The sequence below is a fragment of the Bacillus sp. 3255 genome (assembly GCF_031456485.1).
GTDB lineage: Bacteria > Bacillota > Bacilli > Paenibacillales > NBRC-103111 > Paenibacillus_E.
The window spans coordinates 62,132-82,528 of sequence record NZ_JAVDUS010000026.1 but is presented as its reverse complement, the minus strand read 5'-3'; the positions used below and the strand labels follow the sequence as shown (position 1 = coordinate 82,528).

Genomic DNA, 20,397 nt, shown 5'->3' with positions numbered 1-20,397 from the left:
ATGATAAAATGTAGTAATGGATACAGGCGCGCGAAGCCATTCCCCCAAAAAAAGGCCTGATTTCTCAAGCTTTTTTTCAAATTGGATGATGTGGACCCTTTGCATCTAAAAACTCTCTACTGTACGAATAGCGCGAATGATCATGTCTGAAGTAACAGGAAAGTTCATATTCCCCATTGTGCTTTCTGGCAGAAGGGAAATTCTCGAAATTTCATTCAATTCTTCCTGTGATAATTCGCGATGGATACCAAGCTCATTTAGCTTAAGCGGCAGCCCGATCGATCTGTAAAAATCACAAAGCTCCTTAATCTCCTGCTTCGAGCGATCTTCAAGTACGACCTGAACGAGAATTCCATATGCCACTTTTTCTCCATGATAAGCTTCGTGTGTCTCCGGGATGACCGTCAATCCGTTATGAATGGCATGGGCCGCTGCAGAGCGGCAGTTATCCTCCCCGAGTCCGCCGACCATTCCGCTGAATAAAATGGATTTGGCGAACTTGGCGATCCACTCTCCCGCTTTTCGAACGATTCCCGGTTCTTGAATATAGCCATTCGGTGACCCCAGAACAAAATGTACGCCATCCATAGTTACTCTTCTCCCCTACTGTGAATGTTGTTTAGAACTACCCGATTCAGGCGGTATAGAAGATTGTGAAAAATCCGCATTGCAGATTCACCTCCGCAGGCAGAGCATTGCCTGACCTTTACTATGAAGCTATCGTTCGCCGTTTCTTTAATGATGAACTTAAGATGAGTACATTTCTTTTTATGATTCTCGAAATTCAACGAGAAAAGGATGAGTTTGATTGTTTAACGCCATATCTACTCTGTCCATGAAATTACCCCAAGTTATCATTTTCCTTGCCTCTTCCAATGAAAAGTAACCTACCTCATCACTCTCAATACTTGTTGTTAATGAACCGTCAACTGGTTTACCTGTAAAAATGTTATTACATACCCCCCGAGTTATGTTCTGATACAATCCACAGAAATTAATTAATTCAACTTCGATTCCTGTTTCTTCTTTCACTTCACGGACAGCGGCTTCCCGAATAGTTTCCCCTTCTTCGACACATCCTTGTGGCATCTCCCATCCACGACGACCTCGCATTAATAGAATTTCGTTATTTTCATTGAGTACAATTACACTCGCTGAAACGATGAATTTCATCAGATGCGCCTCCTAAATCACACTTTATCACTTAAACGCTTTTATGTATTAAAGTATATAATGTCCGGATATTCCTGTAAACAATTTTCTTCCACGCTATGCTGCCCGTTAATTTAATCCCTTCACCTCCTCCCACACGCGTGACTAATAAACCCATATGGTCCTTCGACTTCACGCAAACCATCACTTAAGTGGCCAAAATTTCTTATAGCCGTTGAAGCATGATTTATCTTTTAGTGACAACGGAGTTCTTAATCTTCTTCAATTGCTGTTATGCTTACAGAGCCTTTCATTAAATAGCGATCTGTTAAAACAAACTTTCCACTTGTATCGACAAATACATTATTGCCGTTGTCTGAGGCTAAATAAGTCGCTACTTTTTGAAATGAACCGTAATCAATCAATACATTTTGACCGTTTTCAAAGTCGCCCATTGTGTTCGTACTCCCTATTCTTGGCAATATGGGTATTTGACGTCATGTTTATAGACCACCACTTCTGGTGCATTAACAATGGCTCACGTTTCGTCCCGCTCCAGATATCAAGCGAGCCAATTGCAAAGTAATCCAACTTGGAAATATCCAACTTTATTTGTCACTTCATAACTTTATTGTCTACTTCAAAACTTATTTGTCACCCGTCAACAACCAACCCGACAACAGCGCCCATTGACTTTCCATCCCCCACGTAATAAAATGTTTTTACGTAACATATTCATTGTATTGGAGGCAACCTCTCCATGCTAAACGATATTCAAGACAGCTATTACATCGAGTCCCCGGAACAGGCCACGGTCCTGCTGAACCCGATTCGCGGCGAAATTATCGCACAGCTTCTCGAACCGGGATCCGCCGCTGAGGTCGCTCGGACATTGGGAGAGACGGCCCAGCGTATCAATTACCATTTGAAGGCGCTGGAGAAAGCCGGACTCGTTCGGCGAGTCGGCACTCGCCAAGTCCGCAATCTCGTGGAGGTGCTCTACCGATCCATCGCCAAGACCTTCGTGCTGGCAGACTCGCTCAGCATGAAGCCCGAAACGGTGCAGAAGCTGAAGGATCAAAGCTCGCTAGCCCATCTCGTCACTACTTCGGAGCGAATTCGGAGGGACGCCATGCTGCTGATGGAGCAGTCCGATGTCGGGGCAACCATTCCCAGCGCAACGCTTCAACTGCAAGTTCAATTACCCAATGAGCAGCAGCGTCAAGCGTTCGTCGAGGAGTATGCCGCCATGGTGCAGCAGCTTGTAGAGCGTTATTCCGCCCCTGCGGGTGAAGAAGAACATGAGTCCTACCATGTACTAGTAGCCGTGTATCCCAAACCGAAAGAATGAGGAGGCCACTGCGATGAGCAATCAACGTGAACAAGAAACGAATGTACCGCCCAAAGAGGAAGCCCCTACGGCCCCTGTGTCGCCTGCGCCGCCTGTGGCACCGCCGACGCCTGTGATAACATGGGAACGGTCTGCACGACGCCCGAAGCAAACGAACAGCTCGAACACCCAGGTCATTCCCTTCGACGCTAAGCGCCGCCAAGGCGTACAAGAGTCTGAAGCTACCATCACCGTTCGCGAAATCCCTTCCCTGCATGGTGAGGAGCCCGTTCGTCTCATCGTCATCTCGTCCGGATTTGGCCAACAACTGCCTGCACACCGCAGCACGGTACAAGGAATGGCCGCTGCTTAATCGTATTAACCACCTTAATAACAGAAAGGATGATTCCTATGAGTTTCATACCTATGGTTGTTGAACAAACCTCGCGCGGCGAGCGTTCTTACGATATCTATTCCCGCTTGCTCAAAGACAGAATCGTGTTCCTTGGAACCGAAGTGAACGACCAGGTAGCCAATGCCATCATTGCGCAGCTGCTGTTCCTTTCCGCCGAGGATCCGGAGAAGGACATTTCACTGTACATCAACTCGCCTGGCGGCTCCACTTCTGCGGGATTGGCCATTTACGATACGATGAACTTCATTAAACCTGACGTGTCTACAATCTGCGTCGGCATGGCGGCATCGATGGGCGCCATTCTGTTAACCGCCGGAGCACCGGGCAAACGGTTCGCGCTGCCCAATGCCGAAGTCATGATCCACCAACCGTGGGGCGGCGCCCAAGGGCAGGCCAGCGACATCCATATTCGCGCCCAGCACATTCTCAAGACGCGCCAAACCTTGAACCGCATTCTAGCGGATACATCGAAACAGCCGATTGAGAAAATCGAACTCGATTCGGACCGCGACTACTATTTGGATGCCGAAGCGGCCAAAGCTTATGGCTTGATCGATAAGGTTATCGAGAAAATTTAACATCCTTCTATTAAACACGAAGGGCTGATCCGAAGTAGACACATCTACCTGGGTCAGCCCTTTGTGCTATGCGGATGTACAATGTCCGTCCCGGAACGGCATTAACCTTTTACCGCAGAACCTGTTATGCCTTGAATAATATATTTCTGTCCGATCAAGAATACGAGCAGCATAGGAACAATACCTGCAGACGTCGCAGCCATCATCCCGTTATAATCGATATTGAATTCCAGAATGAAGTTTTGCATCCCTAGCGGCACCGTGTACAGATCGCGATCTAACAGGAAAACGAGCGCGTTCTCGTAATCGTTCCAATGCCAGGAGAAATCGATAATGGCCAGCGTCGCGAGCGCCGGTTTGGCCAGAGGCAGCATCAGCTGAAAGAAAATGCGGAAGTGCCCCGCCCCGTCCACGAATGCGGACTCCGTAATCTCATGAGGAATCGACATGAAAAACTGTCTCATCAGAAATACGCCGAATATTGTGAACAATCCAGGTAAAATCAAAGCCCAATGCGTGTTATAAATGCCCACTTTATCAAACAGAATAAACTTAGGAACAAATAACACCTGAGGCGGCACCATCATCATGGACAGATAGAACATGAATAACGCGTTTCTTCCTTTGAATTCAACGCGCGAGAATCCATAGGCAGCCAGTGACGATAAGAATGTAGCCCCGATCGTGCAAATGACCGCGATTTTCAAAGAGTTCCAGTAATACGTAACGAAACTTTCCTTGCCTGTCCACACTTTCATATGGTGTTCTAATGTCACTTTATCGGGAATCCACTGGATCGGATATTGAAACACTTCGTTCGGCGTTTTGAACGAGGTGCTGATCATCCACAGAAACGGCATGATCATGAAAAAGCCCAGAAAAAGCATAATAATCGTTGTAAGGATCTTCGTTGATTTCATCTCCATATTTGTATCACCCCGGTCGATTGACTTAATAATGAACCCAGCGCTTCTGACCGACCCACTGAACCATTGTTATAATAAAAATGATGGCGAACAGCACCCATGAGATGGCGGAGGCATATCCCATTTCGTAATAGCGGAAAGCGTTGTGATAGATGAAGAGGGATAAAATCGTCGTGCTGCCGCCGGGTCCCCCTTGCGTGACCGCTTCAATCATTCCGAATGTTTTCATAGACGTAATAAGTCCTGTAATCAGCAGCAGGAACGTAGAGGGACTGACCAACGGGAAAATAATTTTCCATACCGTCGTCCACGTATTAGCGCCGTCAATTTTGGCCGCTTCCATCTGCTCCTGCGGAATTTCTTGAATAGCAGCCAAATAAATGATCATATTGTACCCGAGTAAAAACCACACCCATATGATGTCTATCGCATACATGGAAGATGTCGTTGTCGACATCCAGCCCGGCGGGTGTTCAATCCCTATAGAGCGAAGAAAGCCGTTAATCGGTCCTTGCGTCGGTTGAAACAACAGCATCCAGACGAACGATACGGCGACACCGCTTGTAATGTAGGGCATGAAAAACATAGCCCGAAGCAGGCTTTTGACATACACACTGCGGTTTAGCACAAGGGCTACCACAAACGCCAAACCGATGGAAATCGGGACTGCCGCAAGGAATAGTGCCGTTTTCTTCAAAGAAACATAAAAAATAGGATCTTGAAACAGTCTCGTAAAGTTATCCAGTCCCACCCATTGGATATCCGGGGATGTATATTTATAATTCGTAAACATAATGCCCAATGAGAAAATCGCAGGAATCACAAAGAATAAAATGACGCCCAACATATTAGGTAAAATGAACAAGTAGCCTAATCTCTGTTGTTTTTTTGCCCAGTTCATGCGTCTAGCCCCTCCTTTTTGAACGAAAAAGGGGAGGTGCCTCTTTGCCTGATGCAGCTCCCCTTTTTTCTAGCTTATTTCTTATTTTTAGCCAAATAATCGTTATGGCGTTTGACCGTATTTTTCAAGGTATCGTCCAAAGATTGTGCCTTCAAGAAATACTTCTCGTATTCTTCTCTTCTTGCATCGACAACTTGTTGAGGAATCGTCGCCGTGAATGTCGGGAACTTGCCGAATACGACTTTTTTGAGCGAGTCGACATCGTAGGTCTTCTCATTGTCGCCCAGCAGCAATTTCAAGGCTTCTTCCACATTCGCATCCTTCGAGGATGGGAGGCGTCCGCCGGATGCAAGCGGCAGCATGCCCCCGTCTGCGTACCATTTCAGGAACTTCCAGGCCGCATCTTTATTCTTCGAATTCGGGTTAATGGAGATCACATCGCCAAGTCCGCCCGGATATTTAAAAGTCGTTTGATCCTTCGTTACTTTCGGAACGGTAGCGAAAGCAATCTTGAAGTCGCGCGGGAAGTCTTTCATGTTGTTGGATGAGCGGAAAACGAACTCGCCTGCGCCCAGCATCGCGGTTTCACCTTTCAGGAACATCGTATCCGTCGGCATTTTGCTCGTAATCTGCTCGCCGAGAAGCGGCATCGATTTGTCGGTATACATCATGTTAAACATCGACTCATACGCTTTGCGAACCGAAGGCTCGTCCAAATTGGAGGTGCCGTCCGCTTTCGTAAACCCTGCTCCCGCATTCGAACCGTCGAAGAAATTCGTGTAGCCGGAGATATGCTGCGTGAAGCCCCAACGTGTGCCTTTTTTCAGCTTAGCGGCATACTGCTGCAGATCTTCCATTGTCCAATCCAAGGAAGGGACAGCAAGATCAGCTTCATCCAGTGCATTTTTGTTCAACCAGATGAACGAGACGTTCTTTTTGGTAGGAAGTCCGTAATACTTGTCCTTCACTTTCCAGTCCTTCGCGTCCGCGCCCATTTTCTCATCGATGTTGTAATCCTTAAATTCGCTCAAATCGAGAGCAGTCCCCGCTTCAACCCGCTTCGTCAACAGAGGCAACGCATAGTTCACATACAAATCAATGCCTTGATTCGTTGTCAGCGCGGTATCCAGCTTCAGATTTCCGGCATCGTCATTCACAAACCGCTCATATTTGACCTGAACATCAGGGTTCTTGGCATTCCAATTATCAATCACGGCCTGCGGACCGGATTCTGCCGGCACACCGCCCCACAACGTTAATGTCACGGATTTCTTCGCATCGGGAGCCGCACCTGACGTATTGGAGCCAACCGCCTTCTCACCGGATGCCCCGCACCCTGCGGTGATGCTCAGCAAGACCGTTGCGGACAGAAGACTTAGCATGGTGGTTTTCATATTCTTCTTCATTTGACCCTCCTGAATTTCTGATGTCGTCTGGCTATAAGGTAACTATAGCATCAGGGCTATTCAGTTCGAAGGAACAAATTCTTGTTCTTATAGCACAAAAGTTTGATTTCAGCCTTGCTGCCGAAACACGCTTGGGGGCTTGCCGACTTCCCTGCGAAAAATCCGGGCAAAATAATTCTCATTGGAAAAGCCGACCTTAGCACCGATAAGTGCGATGGGCTCATCCGTTTGCAGCAGCAGCTCGCACGCCTTCTCCATACGAATGCCCGTCAAATATTCGGTGATCGTTTTCCCGGTTTTTTTCTTAAACAGAACGCTGAGATACTTGTCGTCCATCATGGCAACCCCCGCGAGCAAAGATAGAGGTAAATCTTCCTCATAATGCTGGTTCAGGTAGGCGATGACTTTATTAATTTCGGCATGGTCCGTAACTTCATAACTAGATTCCTTCCAGTATGCCACATACATTTCGATCCTATGCTTGAATAGCAAGCCGGCCGCTTCATGCGAAACCGCCTCTGCATACACCTGGGTTTGTGAGACCGGAGCGCCGGCAAGATCCGCGAACAGACGGTCAAGCCGCATAGCGAACTCCTTCACCCGCAGCACCGACAGCTGGGCCTCCGCCATCCACGACCAAATCTCCTGCCAGGCGTGAAGTAAATTAGCTTGATTTCTTTGTTCGAACGCCTGAATCAGATTCTTCTCTAGCAGCCACGGTACATTGGAAGAAGCATGTCCTTGTGGGCTCTCCACTTTCGGCTGATAGAGGTAGACGCCCTTCCGGCCGCCATACCATAACTCCGTTACACGGACAAGCATCCCCTGCCATACCTGCTGCAGGTCATCGGGCTTGAATCCGGACGCAACAACGACAATGGCATCGCAGCTGCGCTGCTCGCCGGTTTGCAGGCTAGGCCGGATACCTTCAGGCATGCTGAGGAACACCGTTGTTAAGCCATGTTTCGTATACAGATGAGCCCTGCTGCCAGGAGAAGCATGCTCCAAGTCCAAGACCGGCAGACGCGCCAAATCCTTTTTATCGAAATCGGCTTGACCATGCAGGATAAGAAGCAGCATATTCGGACGAAACGTTTCGTCAAACTGATTAGGGCCGGCTGCGGTCCGCTCTTGTGCGGGGGTTACGTGATACAGCGCTTCGCAATAATCGTCCAACTCTTTCGTCATTAGACGGGTACTGCGTTCCAACTCGACTTTCACCTTTGCAAGCGCTTCGGACATTTTATCGGGAGTCAAATACAGCTTCAGGACATAGCCGGAGGCTCCAAGCTCCATCGCTTGTTGAATATAGGCAAACTCGTTCATGACCGTGAGCATAATGAAGCTTGTTCCGAGCTGATCCTCGCGTACCTGGGCGAGCAGCTCAACGCCGTTCATCACCGGCATCATAATATCGCAAATCACCAGATCCGGCTGGTACGCGCGAATAAAATCCAAAGCTTCCTGCCCGTTGCCGCACTCCCCGATCACTTTAAAGCCGTTAGCCTCCCACGGCATCCCTTTGCGAATGCTGCGTCTTACGAAGGCCTCATCCTCAACCAAGAGAACCGTCCACATGCAAGCTTTCCCCCTTCAAATATGGTGGCGACAGCAGGAGAAGCATGCGAAGCCTTACGAGCGTTCCCATCTCCAGTCTCTCCAGCGTGATCTTCCCCTGCTTCCGGTACAAGAGCGCCAGCCGCTCTTCCAGATTTTTCAGTGCAATGCCGTTTCCCTTCTTGGTCGAAGAGAGGCTGCCGCTGTTCTTCAGCCCGACGCCGTTATCCTCAACCTCGATGACGAGCTCATCTTCCTCCCTGCGGAACCGAATGTCGATTCGGCCTACTCTGTCCAAGTTCGCAAACCCGTGGTAAATGCTGTTCTCAATCAGCGGCTGCAAACTTAGCTTGGGGACGAGGGCAAATCTGAGCTCCGGGTCGTAGGAAATGGCCACATCGAATTCCCGGTCGTAACGAAGTTTCTGGATGCTGATATAGCTTTGAGCGAGCTCGATTTCATGCTCCAGATGAATCAAATCCACGTCTAGCCGAATCCCCGCCTCCAGCAGCTTCCCCAGCGACTCGCATACCTCGGGAATTTGCTTGTTGCCAATCTCGATAGCCAGCCATTTCACCGTATTTAACGTATTTAACAAAAAGTGCGGATTCATCTGCGAGAGCAGCATTTGGAACCGCATGGATTCCTTGTTGCGCTCCTCTTCCTTCAGCCGGTGCAGCAGATTTTCCACATCCCGGACCATGTTGTTAAAAGCCTGAACAAAGGTGAGAATCTCTCCCTTGTAGCTCTCCTCAGGCAGTTGGATCTTCAAATTCCGGCGCACCACGTCGGACATTTTGCGCTGCAACAGCTGCAGCGGCCGGGTGATGGTCGTCGATATGAGAAAGGTCATCACAATGAACAGCACCGCAATGAACAGCGTTGTTAAGATGTATGATTGCTGCAATTGATTTACTTTTTGGAATAAATATTTCGTTGGAACACTCTTGATCAAGAACCAGTTCAAATTCGGAATTTTCGAATAGCTGATAATATGATTATTCTCCACCTGCGAGCCCGTCGGCTCCCAACTCGCGACTTGAAGCGGATTGGGGATCGCGTCGTTATTTCCCTCCGAGCTGCGCGCATGGATTTGGCCTTCCGAGGAAGCCAAGACGTACTGCTCTTCGTTAACTTGGCTGGGAATGGCGCTTCTCAGCCAGCTGCGAAAGTCAACGCCGATGCGGATCACGGCGTAGATGCGATTATTTTCGTCCCGCAGCACTTTATACATCGTCAGCAAGGAAGGGTTAATGCCAAACACAGAGTCAGGCCCCCCTTCCTCCAGCAGCCAGCTGGACAACGATTTCCCTTGGAAAGCCTCCTGCACTCTCGGCTGAGCAGCAATTGTCTCATAATTTAGAATACGGTTAGGTCCATACGACATGTACACATGCCGATCGGCATCTAGAATGGTGTAATACACATAAGAATTCGCTAGAAACACGCTATTGTTAATGGCATTGAATTTCTCTTCGATTTTCAGCTTCTGCTGAACAGCCGTATAGGAGAGGCCGGATTCCGGATTTTTGAGCATCGCCGTCAGGAAAGAATCTTGTTCAATGAGCGTAAACGTTTTCTCGGAAACGCTTAATAAATTTCCCAATGACGACGTAATCGTTGTCATCTGTTCGAGGTTTTGCGAACTGACTTGCTCTCTCATTAACGTCTCGAACTTTTGAACATGCGTCATGTTCAGAAGGATGATCGGCAGTAGAATAATTAACAGGAAAGCTAAGAACAGCCTGTACTTTAAAGTTTGCGGTATCCAATGTCGCACGTCCGTGTCCCCTTATTCCGTCTAATATGCGTCTAGTATACTTGCTTGCCTAGAAAAAACAAAACGGCACAACAATAAACCCGGGGATGTTCATCCATCTCCGGGTTTATTTGCAAGTCTATTGGTCAGCCGATACGCGGCATCCACTCCACTCAAACCCGGATCAAGCCGCCCCGCGATACCGTCAGCTTCTCCCAGCCGGTATCCGTAATCAGATACGTGTCCTCGATGCCGACTACACCGCGCCCGGGGAAGGTGAACTTAGGCTCGATCGCGATGACCATGCCGGGGGCCAACGGATATTTGAAGCCCTTGGCGAGAACGGGCAGCTCGTCGATCTCGAGCCCGATGCCGTGACCTAGGAATTTCACTTGGTCGGCGCCGTACCCCATGAAGTGGTCGCTCAGCCCCGCTTCCTGCACTTGATCCAGCGCGAGCAGATACAGATGCTCGGCGATCGCCCCAGGCTGCAGCCTGGCTTCCGTAGCACGGAGTACCGCCTCCGCCGCGTCATAAGCCTTCTGCAGCTCCGGGTCCAAATCGCCGATCACCAGCGTGCGCGTCTGATCGATTAAATAGCCGTCCGTCATGCACCCGATGTCGACGAGGATCGGTTCGCCGCGGCGTATGAGCGCGCGGCCTGAGCTCTGCGGGCTGGACGGGTGAAGCCCCGTGCCCCCGGCCGGCCCGTCGAAATAAGTGGGCACCGCCGCCGATGCGCCAGCCGCCACCATTCCGGTGATCAACTCGGAATTGTACGCGCGCATGCGCATCAGCCCTTGGTGCCCGCGCAGCCGGAGCTGATGCTCAATGAGCGCCATCAGCTCAAACTCCGCCATCCCCTCGCGCACGAGGGGGATGACCGCCTCCAGCGCCGCATCGACGATGCGCGCGGCCTCGCGAATCGCCGTGACTTCGTCCGGCGATTTGATCATTCGCTGCTCGCGCACGAGCAGCGAGCCGTCCTCCCAGACCGCGCCGGGCAGCGCGGTCTGGAGCTTGCTATACAGCTGGACCGGTAGAACGTCCAGCTCGGTTGCAACCCGCAGCGGGGTGTCCGCTGCGGAGCCGTTCGCGCTGCGCGCGCGAAGACGCTCAGCCAGCGTCTTCCAGGACCCCAGCGACTGTACGTCCGCAAACGCTTCCTCCGAAGCGCGGATCAGGCTGCGGCGGACGAGATACAGCGCCTCGCCCTCCGCCGGGATGAACAAATACCCCGTTTGCATCGAACCGCAATAATAATATATATCCACGTGGTGAGTGACCAGGAAGCCCGACCACCCCCGCTTCAACAGCTCCACCTGCAGCAGCTGCTGCCTTTGTCGATAAATTGTCATGCCTACCTCTCCTAACTCGGCCTAATGTACACCTCACCTTCTATTATACATTCAAAAGACCATTTCCGCAGACCCCTTAATCGTCCACGTAATCGGCTGCATGATTGTATAGGTCCGCGGATAGTTCAAACGAATGAACATGATGACGCCAGGCCGCTCCAGCGTGACCGAATACCCATAAACCGGATTGGTATATGTATATGGAAAGACTTCCCCGTCATTAACGATCTTAAATACCTCCACCTCAACTCTCTGCTGCAGAAACGTTCCGGGCAGCGGATCATTCGCTGCGTCCAGCCTCAGATTCGCCTGCAAATATTGCAGAGCCGCAGTTTTTGCCTTGCTCTCATCGATCGCAGGAATGCCTCTGGCCAGCTTCGACTGATCGCTTTGCTGGGCGGCGGCATGTACTGCCCGGTTCAAAGCGTGCTTGCCGCGAAACAGCGTGTGCAACGCCACTTCCTCATCCGCTTGTAAGGCAAACATCGACATGATGACTGCACTCAGCAGCACCATCAACAGTAGCTTATACATGGCATCCCCTCAAACCTTAAGGCACATATTCGCTCATCTTCATGCCGCTTGCTCCCATCCGGTCCAGCTCGGAAGGAACGGGTATGCCGATCAATCGGTCAATGACGAAAAGTCGATGATACGGATACGTCAACTTTAGCCGCAATCCGGTCCCTCGCCTAACCGGCGAATTGCGGTCTGTGCCCCAGTTACCGTCCGTCGTGTCAACGGTGTACACGAGATCTTCAGCAATGAACCCTCTGGCCTCCATACGGGCTTTCGAATCCCGAATCATCACGCTATCAATATAACCGTGCATTCCATTAGCACCAATCTCCAGCAAATAGTCAACCTCCTTTTGCAAAACGGCCTGCCTGACAATCAGCACATGCTTATACACCGGTGCAAACATAAGCCAGCAAATCACTGCAGCAAGCAGAACGAACACCAAAATCTGCTTCATGGATCAATCCGCTCAATCGTCCCATTCAATCTTGCACCGCTCGTATGCACCTGGGCACGCGTACCCGCGCTTCCCCCAAGCGAATGGTTATAAATTACGATTACCACCATAATCAGCATTACCGTCATTAGAATCGACCTCATAACAAAATGTCCTCTATGCCTAAGGTTTCAATGCCGAAATTTCCGTATTCGCTTTGCTGCCGTGTGTTGAAATATTCCGTCTTAACCCTGTCGAACCGTCGTTGACAATTGTCGTAAAAAGAAAAGCCACCACAATCAGCATCATAACGGTGATCAAAATATTTCTCATACCTACCCCTCACGCTCCTTAATTAATCGCATCAAATAAACGTTGGCCTTCCGCAATCCACGGATACATGAATACCCGAAACGTATTCATAATCGGCAGGCCGGCAAGCACGAACAACACATACGACACAGTTTCCTTTCGGCTGTCCCGGACGAGATCCATCTTTTCCTTGTAATCCTGAACGCGCTGTTGCAGCAGCTCATAATAACGGGCATGCTCGTTCAGTCTTAGCGCATTCAGCGTCTCCCCGAAGCTGTGCGCTTCGTCAGTTCCGAGCCTCATTTTAAACCGCACAATCGCCGCCTCAGAACCTTCGTACCACTCATTCAGCAGAAGTCCGAACTGCGTCCGGATTGTCCGCACCTGAGACGAGCATAGCGACAGCTTGGTGTGTAAACTCATTCGGGATTCATTGTAATACAGCAAATGATGACTAATGACATAAATCTCCCGAACAATGCGATGCGCCCTTCTGGCCTTCAATTGCATCAATACCCTTCTATCGAATAACAGAAGAACGAGCAGGCACGCACCTCCTGCCATAACAAAGGCGGGTTCTATGTGTAAAGTGAACATCGGCCGCTTCCACGCGGCATATCCTGCGCCGATCATCATGAATGCGCCGCATACCAGAAGTCTTCTAACGCCTTCATATAGGCCGCCGTTTATGCGAATGCCGCAGCCCAACAGAAGCTGTTGCTTCTCTTCCACCATCTTCGCTTTCAAACCTAACAGCTTAAACAACCAGGACGGGAGCTTCGCGTCCTTCACCAAGGTCATGCGCTCTAAAGGTCTCCACCTTCTCACACGGACAGGAACAAGATGAAAACCGTGATATAGAGCCATCAAAACAAATACGAATAGCAGCAAATTAGATGCGATTGGCATCATGCCGGACCTCACATTCTCCGCATTGACAAGTAAATCCCCATCAAAAAGGATACGAAAATTAACAAAAGCGCATCGAGCAGCATATTTCGCCCTACCGGGTCAACAATGTAATACAAATAAGCATTGTCTGCATTAACCTTGAAATTAATAAACAGAAACAAACCGAGAAACAAAATCGGCGAGAAATTGGCAATCCGAATCTCCAATAACCGGTTGCGCTCCATTTGATCGAAACGCTGCGCTTTTCTCATGGCGGCTATCAAATCCTTCAAGCTATCCCCGACATAACATCCTTCTGCCAGAGCAACGCGTACAATACCAATGAAATAATCCCCCCAGGTATGGCCGAGTGTAAGCGAGAAAATACGCAAACTCTCCTCCGTGTCCCTTTGAGTCATTAAATTGCGGTATAGCTGCTCAAATACGGGCTTGATCGGGTATAAAATACGATTTTCCTCCAAACAGTACTTCAATGCGGACTTCAAATTTTTATTCGGATCCACCATGTAGTACTGATAAAATATTTCCACTGCAGGCAGAAACTCCAGCCTGGTTTGCAGCCGGATACTGACCAATTTGAGCCGAAGCATGAAGTAAGGGAACGATGCGCCAATCAGTGTCAACACCGTCACTCCTTTGAAAGACTGAAAAAACAACAGCCCTGTCAGCAGCCCGGCCAGAGATAAAATCACACTGAACATCAGCATCGCTTGTACACTGAAGCCCGTTTCGACGGATTCCATCAACTCCCTCACATGCCGAAACAGCCGGCTCCTATTTCCCAAAAATTCGCTGAAACGATGGTTAATCGCAGCCGTTTTGACATATTGCAGCCTCCACCTGGATTCACGCTGTCGGATAGCGGCGTGTAAAACGGATCGCACAACCACAAAAACCAATAGAAACAGCAGTAAAACAAAGACATATTTGGCGACAATCATTCCATTACTCGCCTTCTTTCTCAATAAAACCGAGCTTCGACAGCACAGCATGTCCCTCTTGGTCAGACTTGCTGATTTTCCGCGATGCAGGTTGCGACAATTTCCCGGGAAATTTCCATCCATCTGTCGACTTGTCATAAACTGCGAGATCCGTGACGCAAACCTCCCCATTCTCGAAACGATATTCGACGATCCGCACAATTTTTCGTCTCCCGTGAACGACAGCCATTTCCATCCCGATTTGTGTCACAAACTCCGTGATCCGTTTCGTTAACCGCAAAGGATCCATCCCTCGGCCATCCAACATGCACATATCCGTGAGCGCATCGGGAACATCCTCCAATTCACTAACATGGACGGATGTAATGCTGCCCTCATGCCCGCGCGTACAAGCTCTGACATACAGATTCGCATCCTCATCCCGAATTTCCGCATGACAAATCCGTTTCGGCGATTGCCTAAGCGCCAACTTAAAAGCCTGCAATCCGGAATGCCGGGAATCCTCCTCGTCAATTTCATATTCGACGATATTTTTGTACGGGAAATCCTTCTTCAAATTTAGTTCGAACCTAGATTCGATCGTGATAATCCTTTCGTTATCATCCATCTCCGCAATGATTGCCTTAATCAGGTTCGTTTTCCCTGAATTCGTCGGACCAATCACGACCATATTGAAATACGACCGGACCAGGCAGCGAATCAGTTGTTCCATCCGTGCATCCATCGTCGCAAGCTCTGCAGTAGCCAACGAAGCCAAATCAAACTTTTTCACCGTGTAAAAGCGGATCGTCAACGTCGGCTCCGACGTGAACCCGAACCCTGTCATCGTAACCCGCGACCCGTCCCGCAGCACGACCTCCGCCCACTTTTTCCTAGGACTCAACGTATCGTTATTAAAAAGCACCAGGTTTTGCTGAATTCTTTCCAATTCTCGCACGGACGGCAGCGTATAAGCAGAAGGAAGAGCGCATCCGCCCCGCACCTCGAAGATCTGCCTACCCACTACCTGTATCTCCTCAAGTCCCTCCTTTCGCTTCAAAACAAGCTCAAGCACATTCATCCCTATAATTTCTGCAAAAACCGCCTCCGGCAGCGACGTATATCCGCTAAATCTAGGAGGTCTGCCTTTCAGGCTTCTTTTGGAAACTATATCGTCAATCATGGCAAGCAGCTTTCCACGCTCTTCCTCATATCCGAGAATGGCCCGATTCAGCGTTTCGTTATAGCTCTGCTTCTCCTCGTCCGTCCTCCCCTTGATCGCGACAAGTTCGCCCCGTATCTCCTGCACCCATTGATAAAACAAGCTATCTTCCATCTCCGCACGGCCGGACCTGCCAGTTCCATCAGACAGGTGTTGGGGACTTATTCTCGAAGCTAACCCGTCATCATTGGCATCGCTCTTTCGTTCATGCATATAAGTAATAATCGAAAACCTTTCCTCGTTCACTCCCTTCATCTCATCCCCCCTTCTTCAGCTTGCCGTTCTTCTTCCTGCCATCAGCTTCTGCAGCCATGTGATCTGCCTAACATTCACTTTCCTCGATAGGTGGTAGTAATCTGCGAGCTTCAGGGCCGCAACTTTGATCTCCTCATACATGGGATGATTGGGACTGAACATCTCAAGCAGCTTCCCTTGATTGCATCGAGACAGCGCATCCGCATGCCTGGATATTTGCCCGACCAATGGCAGCTGTGTTTCTTTGCGAATATCTTTAATCGAAAACTCATGATTTCTGGAGTGCCGCTCCATCTGAACCGCCATTAACTCGAAACTATTCGGCTGGAGCCCAAAAACCGAACCAACCTGCCGGATCCACCGCGAGAAATCCTCTTGGAAATGGGCGATGTCTGCCGTAGTAACGACAACCTTGCTATCGGCCTCCAATAATCCGCACACCGTCGCCGCATTGTCCCAATACGCATTAACCTCAATGATGCAGATATCAAAGGCACGCCGCGCCACGCGAAGCAAATGTACAATTTCCGAGGGTGTGAAAAATTCCGCCTGCTCCCGGAGCATATTTCCGTACAGCACATGAAGCCCATGCGCTTCCTTGGGTTGGTCGCATACAAGCAGCAGCCTTTCCGCCGTGAGACTCTGCGCCTTTAACTCCGCACGCAGTCCATCGAGCGTGAACACTTGCTTATCTTTGCCTAAATAACGGTGAAGCTTGGAGCTTTTCAAATTCAAACACAGGTAGCCAACCTTAAGGCCGGTCTCCAACGCAAGCAAATACGCCACTCCAAAAGAGGCAATCGTTGTTCCTATATTCGGGGTAGAACCGATGAAAGTAATCAGCTTACCTGCCGGCTCTTGAAGCTCCCGGTCGCCTGCTCCACCATCCACCCAAGCCCGAATATCGTCTGCGATTACTGCCGTGCTGCGCCCTGGCTGAATATAGTCCAGCCGCATCCATTTGCACATTTTGACATACTTCTCATTGATTGTAACGTCATGATAGTTCGAGAGCAGGACAATAACTTTCATCTCGCCGTTCATCTGCAGCATCCGTTCAAGCAGCTCTTCCAGACCGCCGAAGTCAAGCACCCGATCGGAGATAATCGCATGCGATAACGTCATCTCCGCCAAACGAGCCTCCAACTCAGCCGCCGTAGATGCCACCACCCAGCTCAAGGGCTGTTCATAAACCACATGAATAATTTCGTCAATTAATCGTTCATCCGTTGAAAGTAATCCGACATTCCACTTTCCATCCAAGCTCCATCCCACCTTTCCCCCCTCTAGTTAGGCTTCATTCTTCCCGCAAAATCGAAGAGGAGCTGAACGCAATGACCAGCTTGGCTTTCTTCGGGCTGCACAAACGGTCGATCTCCAACCACTCATTCTCCGTTAAATTCAGGTTAATTTGATCAATCGCACCGTTAGCCTCCAACCGGGACGCATACATTTTCTCTTGATCTCCCTCTACCTTGGACAGAAGATTGGGATTCTTCGGATTATCCACCTCCACGTTCGATGATGATTTGACAGACGCGACCTTAATCTCCTTCTCATCAAAAAGCCGCCGTGAACTGCCGTCAGTCCCCGACACATACAGCCGGACTCGGTCACCCGCGCGAATTCCATTCGACACCGACAACACATACTCTTTTGGAATTTGAAATGTGGCTTGCAATTCGTTCGGCAGCAGATGGTAGCGGTTCACCTTCCACTTCAGAATCGGCTCCTCCTTCCCCAGCGGAATCAGCGTCTCCTGCCCAACAATCTCCTCCAATCGGGATAGCATACTACTTGTATAACTTCCTTTCTGTATAGACCTAAGCTCCACCATATCCTCTTGAATCAAAACGCCCGCCCTGATAAAATCCCTCGGAACCGCCACCTGAACAGTCTGCTGCATCTCCACCTGATGGACTTGCAGCAAATATAGGCCATATACAAGCAACGCCGCCAATACTGCAGACACCAATGCGATCAGTAAACTTCTTCTGCGATTCAACCTATCACCTCCCTTCCCTCAAACGCTGCATTTTCTAACAAAAACAAAAAAACGCAAACCCCGGAGATTCATCCGAAATTTGCGTTCTTCGCAAAATAAAAATATCACAGAAACTGCCATTTTTCAATAGAAAAATATTACGTTTTTCCGGCACGATCCCTTTCACTCAGAAAACTCTCTACCCTTGGGCTCTATGACCCGACCGCACCCTAAAAACGCAGCCGCCTCACAGTCCCAACTCTCTCTGTTCCCCCTTCCCTTCGGACATTATCCCTTCCACTCAGAAACTCTCTATTCACGGGCTCTATGCCACGAACGCAACTGCCCATGCTGACAACAACCTCTGCTGCCCCTCCTTCGAACACTATCCCTTCCACTCAGGGACTCCTATTCATGTGGCTCTATGCCCCCGAACGCAATTGCCCATGCTGACAACAACCTCTGCTGCCCTCCTTCGGGCACTATCCCTTTCATTCAGGGAATCTCTTTCCATGGCTTCATGTCTATTGCTTCATCCCCTTTTGTATGTATCACAGAATTAGCCATCTAAAGCATTATCACATCAAAATATTAAAGCGCTTTCAATCCTTTGGTTACAAGGCTCTCCCCTCAATACTTCCCCCTTCACTTTCGTGACCACCTTCCTCAACCTCATCACTTTGTAGATACAACAGAAAAAAACAAACGCCAACTACAACGCAGCCAAGCCTCTGCTCTTCCTCAAGCCCCGAACACAAAAAGCCCCATTCCTCACAGCACAACTCCCCTTCCATTGCAGATACAACAGAAAGAGCAGTGCGGAGAAACGGAGCCCCTACCCAACTCGAGCCAAAAATTATTGTGCTTTATTGCACTTCCGCAAGCGTCGGCAGCGCAGGTATAGCACCGCGGCGCGTTGTAGTGATAGCACCAACGCGATTGGCGAAGCCAAATACGCGCTCGGCGACACCCGCCTCAGCGAGCGCATCAACGATACCAGCTGGCGTCACGCCCAGCGACGCCAGCTGGTAAAGCATGCCGCCGACAAAGCTGTCGCCGGCACCCGTCGTGTCCACGGAAGCCACAGGCGTGCCGGGGATCACGACGTCCTGCCGCGCGCTCACCACGCGGCAGCCGTCAGGACCTAAAGTGATGATAATCACTTTAGGTCCGCGCTGCAGCAGCTGCTGCGCCCCCGTGGTCGCGTCCACGCCGAGGAGGAATTCGATCTCCTCCTCGCTGACCTTGACCACATCCGCAAGCTCCAGCTGCGCAAGGATTTCCGACCGAGCCGCGTCAGCGCTCGGCCAGAGCGCCAGGCGCACATTGGGGTCGTACGACACCAGTGCGCCAAGAGCTTTGGCGCGGCGCGCGGCGTCCAGCGTTGCGGTGCGGCAAGGCTCGGCGATCAGCGACACCGAGCCGAAGTGAAAGACCGCAGCGTCCTCAAGCCACTGCGCCTTCACTTCGTCAGCGCGCAGCAGCATGTCCGCCGCCGGATCTCGGAAAAACAAGAAATCGCGCTCACCATCCGCGCGCAGCGATACGAATGCCAGACCGGTCTTCGCCTCGTCGGTCTGGATCACAGCCGTTTGCACACCTACTTCGTCCAGTGTGCGTACGAGAAAATCGCCGAAAGGATCCCGGCCGATTTTGCCGATAAACCTGGCGTCGCCGCCCAGCTTGGCGACCGCCGCAGCAACATTGGCCGGTGCTCCGCCGGCCGCCCGCTGGAAGCTCGCGACGTCGGCCAAGGCTTGTCCGTTGACGTCCGGCACGAAATCAATAAGCAGCTCACCCAAGCATACGATACAGGTTTTTCCCATTAATTATTCCCCTTTACTGTGGTATCCCAATGCGTTCATCACATAGGTTGTTGTTTGTCGAATAAGCATGTCGATATCCGGGCGAGGGTCCGTAAATAACGGCTCGAAGAAATCTCTTTGCTTATAGAAGAAGATCGAGCCCAATACAAACATGAGCGTACTATCCAGCGATTCAAAATGATATAGCCCCTCCTGCCGGCCTTTCTCCAGTAGTGCTCTCACCTTGGACCAGACGGGGAAAACCAGATCTCTCATTTTCTCCATCCGCGGGGTTAAGGTGATGATCTCCATCTGCAAAATGCTGATCATTTGCGGATCCTGATTCCGGATTAAAATAACTTCTCTGATTATCGCTTTGATTCCTTCTACAGGGTCTTGAATGTCCAGGAAGTCCCCAAGCTTGTGAGACGGAAAATACTGATGAAAAATCTCGTAGAAAACGCTCTCTTTTCCGCCAAAATAATAGGAAACCAGAGCCACATTGGCCCCGGCTTCCTCACATATTTGACGGACGCTAGTAGCATCGTAACCGTGTTGGGCGAACAGCTTTTTGGCAGCCAGTACAATCTTCACCTTCATGTCCGTTACTTGTTGTGCCATACGATAGCGCCCCTTCCTACTGAATAATG

23 protein-coding genes are annotated in these 20,397 nt (G+C 50.1%); 3 read left to right on the top strand and 20 right to left on the bottom strand.

Annotated elements, in window-relative coordinates; translation table 11 throughout:
* Positions 1-105: 105 nt before the first annotated feature.
* The 3 genes from J2X61_RS31625 to J2X61_RS31615 all read right to left on the bottom strand — a co-directional run bounded on the left by J2X61_RS31625 (position 106) and on the right by J2X61_RS31615 (position 1,607).
* Positions 106-588, bottom strand: a complete 483-nt coding sequence (locus J2X61_RS31625) for an iron-containing alcohol dehydrogenase family protein (protein ID WP_310193867.1) — start codon at positions 586-588, stop codon at positions 106-108.
* Between the two features lie 180 nt (positions 589-768).
* Positions 769-1,173: an NUDIX hydrolase gene (locus J2X61_RS31620; RefSeq protein ID WP_274472867.1), complete on the bottom strand. Its 405-nt coding sequence runs from the start codon at positions 1,171-1,173 to the stop codon at positions 769-771.
* A gap of 251 nt (positions 1,174-1,424) precedes the next feature.
* Positions 1,425-1,607 carry a hypothetical protein gene (locus J2X61_RS31615; RefSeq protein WP_274472866.1) on the bottom strand — a complete coding sequence of 61 codons (183 nt, stop codon included), beginning with the start codon at positions 1,605-1,607 and terminating at the stop codon, positions 1,425-1,427.
* 305 nt (positions 1,608-1,912) lie between these two features.
* Between J2X61_RS31615 and J2X61_RS31610 the strand changes: the two genes are divergently transcribed.
* The 3 genes from J2X61_RS31610 to clpP are packed head-to-tail and all read left to right on the top strand — an operon-like array spanning position 1,913 to position 3,475.
* Positions 1,913-2,503 (top strand): ArsR/SmtB family transcription factor, encoded by a 591-nt coding sequence (locus J2X61_RS31610; RefSeq protein ID WP_310193864.1) that lies wholly within the window; start codon positions 1,913-1,915, stop codon positions 2,501-2,503.
* 13 nt (positions 2,504-2,516) lie between these two features.
* The gene (locus J2X61_RS31605; RefSeq protein WP_310193861.1) at positions 2,517-2,855 is read left to right on the top strand and encodes a hypothetical protein; all 339 of its coding nucleotides are present in this window, start codon (positions 2,517-2,519) and stop codon (positions 2,853-2,855) included.
* A gap of 38 nt (positions 2,856-2,893) precedes the next feature.
* Complete coding sequence (gene clpP, locus J2X61_RS31600) at positions 2,894-3,475, top strand: ATP-dependent Clp endopeptidase proteolytic subunit ClpP (RefSeq protein ID WP_274472852.1); 582 nt, start codon at positions 2,894-2,896, stop codon at positions 3,473-3,475.
* Between the two features lie 101 nt (positions 3,476-3,576).
* Here clpP and J2X61_RS31595 read toward each other — a convergent pair whose 3' ends face one another.
* The 17 genes from J2X61_RS31595 to J2X61_RS31515 form a co-directional block, all read right to left on the bottom strand.
* Positions 3,577-4,401 (bottom strand): carbohydrate ABC transporter permease, encoded by an 825-nt coding sequence (locus J2X61_RS31595; RefSeq protein ID WP_274472851.1) that lies wholly within the window; start codon positions 4,399-4,401, stop codon positions 3,577-3,579.
* A 25-nt stretch (positions 4,402-4,426) separates the two neighbouring features.
* Positions 4,427-5,302: a carbohydrate ABC transporter permease gene (locus tag J2X61_RS31590; RefSeq protein ID WP_274472850.1), complete on the bottom strand. Its 876-nt coding sequence runs from the start codon at positions 5,300-5,302 to the stop codon at positions 4,427-4,429.
* A 74-nt stretch (positions 5,303-5,376) separates the two neighbouring features.
* Complete coding sequence (locus J2X61_RS31585; RefSeq protein WP_274472849.1) at positions 5,377-6,708, bottom strand: ABC transporter substrate-binding protein; 1,332 nt, start codon at positions 6,706-6,708, stop codon at positions 5,377-5,379.
* 108 nt (positions 6,709-6,816) lie between these two features.
* Positions 6,817-8,286 carry a response regulator gene (locus tag J2X61_RS31580; RefSeq protein ID WP_310193857.1) on the bottom strand — a complete coding sequence of 490 codons (1,470 nt, stop codon included), beginning with the start codon at positions 8,284-8,286 and terminating at the stop codon, positions 6,817-6,819.
* Entirely contained in the window at positions 8,264-10,045 is a 1,782-nt protein-coding gene (locus J2X61_RS31575) for a cache domain-containing sensor histidine kinase (RefSeq protein WP_310193854.1), read from the bottom strand. The genes J2X61_RS31580 and J2X61_RS31575 overlap by 23 nt, the downstream gene beginning before the upstream one ends.
* A gap of 152 nt (positions 10,046-10,197) precedes the next feature.
* On the bottom strand, positions 10,198-11,382 hold the full coding sequence (locus J2X61_RS31570) for a M24 family metallopeptidase (RefSeq protein WP_310193852.1): 1,185 nt from the start codon (positions 11,380-11,382) through the stop codon (positions 10,198-10,200).
* Positions 11,383-11,433: 51 nt separating this feature from the next.
* Positions 11,434-11,916 (bottom strand): hypothetical protein, encoded by a 483-nt coding sequence (locus tag J2X61_RS31565; protein WP_274472845.1) that lies wholly within the window; start codon positions 11,914-11,916, stop codon positions 11,434-11,436.
* Between the two features lie 16 nt (positions 11,917-11,932).
* A complete protein-coding gene (locus tag J2X61_RS31560) occupies positions 11,933-12,358 on the bottom strand; it encodes a hypothetical protein (RefSeq protein ID WP_274472844.1) in 426 nt (141 codons plus the stop codon).
* Positions 12,355-12,486: a hypothetical protein gene (locus tag J2X61_RS31555; protein WP_310193850.1), complete on the bottom strand. Its 132-nt coding sequence runs from the start codon at positions 12,484-12,486 to the stop codon at positions 12,355-12,357. The genes J2X61_RS31560 and J2X61_RS31555 overlap by 4 nt, the downstream gene beginning before the upstream one ends.
* A gap of 34 nt (positions 12,487-12,520) precedes the next feature.
* Positions 12,521-12,670, bottom strand: a complete 150-nt coding sequence (locus tag J2X61_RS31550; protein ID WP_310193847.1) for a hypothetical protein — start codon at positions 12,668-12,670, stop codon at positions 12,521-12,523.
* An 18-nt stretch (positions 12,671-12,688) separates the two neighbouring features.
* Positions 12,689-13,450 carry a hypothetical protein gene (locus J2X61_RS31545; protein ID WP_310193845.1) on the bottom strand — a complete coding sequence of 254 codons (762 nt, stop codon included), beginning with the start codon at positions 13,448-13,450 and terminating at the stop codon, positions 12,689-12,691.
* Positions 13,451-13,569: 119 nt separating this feature from the next.
* On the bottom strand, positions 13,570-14,502 hold the full coding sequence (locus J2X61_RS31540; protein ID WP_310193842.1) for a type II secretion system F family protein: 933 nt from the start codon (positions 14,500-14,502) through the stop codon (positions 13,570-13,572).
* A gap of 4 nt (positions 14,503-14,506) precedes the next feature.
* Entirely contained in the window at positions 14,507-15,916 is a 1,410-nt protein-coding gene (locus J2X61_RS31535; RefSeq protein ID WP_310193839.1) for an ATPase, T2SS/T4P/T4SS family, read from the bottom strand.
* Between the two features lie 57 nt (positions 15,917-15,973).
* A complete protein-coding gene (locus J2X61_RS31530) occupies positions 15,974-17,221 on the bottom strand; it encodes a CpaE/TadZ family protein (RefSeq protein ID WP_310193836.1) in 1,248 nt (415 codons plus the stop codon).
* 34 nt (positions 17,222-17,255) lie between these two features.
* On the bottom strand, positions 17,256-17,963 hold the full coding sequence (locus tag J2X61_RS31525) for a CpaB family protein (protein WP_274472837.1): 708 nt from the start codon (positions 17,961-17,963) through the stop codon (positions 17,256-17,258).
* Positions 17,964-18,808: 845 nt separating this feature from the next.
* Positions 18,809-19,744, bottom strand: a complete 936-nt coding sequence (locus tag J2X61_RS31520) for a PfkB family carbohydrate kinase (RefSeq protein ID WP_310193833.1) — start codon at positions 19,742-19,744, stop codon at positions 18,809-18,811.
* A gap of 27 nt (positions 19,745-19,771) precedes the next feature.
* A complete protein-coding gene (locus tag J2X61_RS31515) occupies positions 19,772-20,368 on the bottom strand; it encodes a TetR/AcrR family transcriptional regulator (RefSeq protein WP_274472835.1) in 597 nt (198 codons plus the stop codon).
* Positions 20,369-20,397: the final 29 nt, after the last annotated feature.

What these genes read in the sequence shown, in the direction of transcription:
- J2X61_RS31625 (WP_310193867.1), bottom strand. Translation starts at nt 588, where the DNA reads ATGGATGGCGTACATTTTGTTCTGGGGTCACCGAATGGCTATATTCAA.
- J2X61_RS31620 (WP_274472867.1), bottom strand. Translation starts at nt 1,173, where the DNA reads ATGAAATTCATCGTTTCAGCGAGTGTAATTGTACTCAATGAAAATAAC.
- J2X61_RS31615 (WP_274472866.1), bottom strand. Translation starts at nt 1,607, where the DNA reads ATGGGCGACTTTGAAAACGGTCAAAATGTATTGATTGATTACGGTTCA.
- J2X61_RS31610 (WP_310193864.1), top strand. Translation starts at nt 1,913, where the DNA reads ATGCTAAACGATATTCAAGACAGCTATTACATCGAGTCCCCGGAACAG.
- J2X61_RS31605 (WP_310193861.1), top strand. Translation starts at nt 2,517, where the DNA reads ATGAGCAATCAACGTGAACAAGAAACGAATGTACCGCCCAAAGAGGAA.
- clpP (WP_274472852.1), top strand. Translation starts at nt 2,894, where the DNA reads ATGAGTTTCATACCTATGGTTGTTGAACAAACCTCGCGCGGCGAGCGT.
- J2X61_RS31595 (WP_274472851.1), bottom strand. Translation starts at nt 4,401, where the DNA reads ATGGAGATGAAATCAACGAAGATCCTTACAACGATTATTATGCTTTTT.
- J2X61_RS31590 (WP_274472850.1), bottom strand. Translation starts at nt 5,302, where the DNA reads ATGAACTGGGCAAAAAAACAACAGAGATTAGGCTACTTGTTCATTTTA.
- J2X61_RS31585 (WP_274472849.1), bottom strand. Translation starts at nt 6,708, where the DNA reads ATGAAGAAGAATATGAAAACCACCATGCTAAGTCTTCTGTCCGCAACG.
- J2X61_RS31580 (WP_310193857.1), bottom strand. Translation starts at nt 8,286, where the DNA reads ATGTGGACGGTTCTCTTGGTTGAGGATGAGGCCTTCGTAAGACGCAGC.
- J2X61_RS31570 (WP_310193852.1), bottom strand. Translation starts at nt 11,382, where the DNA reads ATGACAATTTATCGACAAAGGCAGCAGCTGCTGCAGGTGGAGCTGTTG.
- J2X61_RS31565 (WP_274472845.1), bottom strand. Translation starts at nt 11,916, where the DNA reads ATGTATAAGCTACTGTTGATGGTGCTGCTGAGTGCAGTCATCATGTCG.
- J2X61_RS31560 (WP_274472844.1), bottom strand. Translation starts at nt 12,358, where the DNA reads ATGAAGCAGATTTTGGTGTTCGTTCTGCTTGCTGCAGTGATTTGCTGG.
- J2X61_RS31555 (WP_310193850.1), bottom strand. Translation starts at nt 12,486, where the DNA reads ATGACGGTAATGCTGATTATGGTGGTAATCGTAATTTATAACCATTCG.
- J2X61_RS31550 (WP_310193847.1), bottom strand. Translation starts at nt 12,670, where the DNA reads ATGAGAAATATTTTGATCACCGTTATGATGCTGATTGTGGTGGCTTTT.
- J2X61_RS31545 (WP_310193845.1), bottom strand. Translation starts at nt 13,450, where the DNA reads ATGACCTTGGTGAAGGACGCGAAGCTCCCGTCCTGGTTGTTTAAGCTG.
- J2X61_RS31540 (WP_310193842.1), bottom strand. Translation starts at nt 14,502, where the DNA reads ATGATTGTCGCCAAATATGTCTTTGTTTTACTGCTGTTTCTATTGGTT.
- J2X61_RS31535 (WP_310193839.1), bottom strand. Translation starts at nt 15,916, where the DNA reads ATGCATGAACGAAAGAGCGATGCCAATGATGACGGGTTAGCTTCGAGA.
- J2X61_RS31515 (WP_274472835.1), bottom strand. Translation starts at nt 20,368, where the DNA reads ATGGCACAACAAGTAACGGACATGAAGGTGAAGATTGTACTGGCTGCC.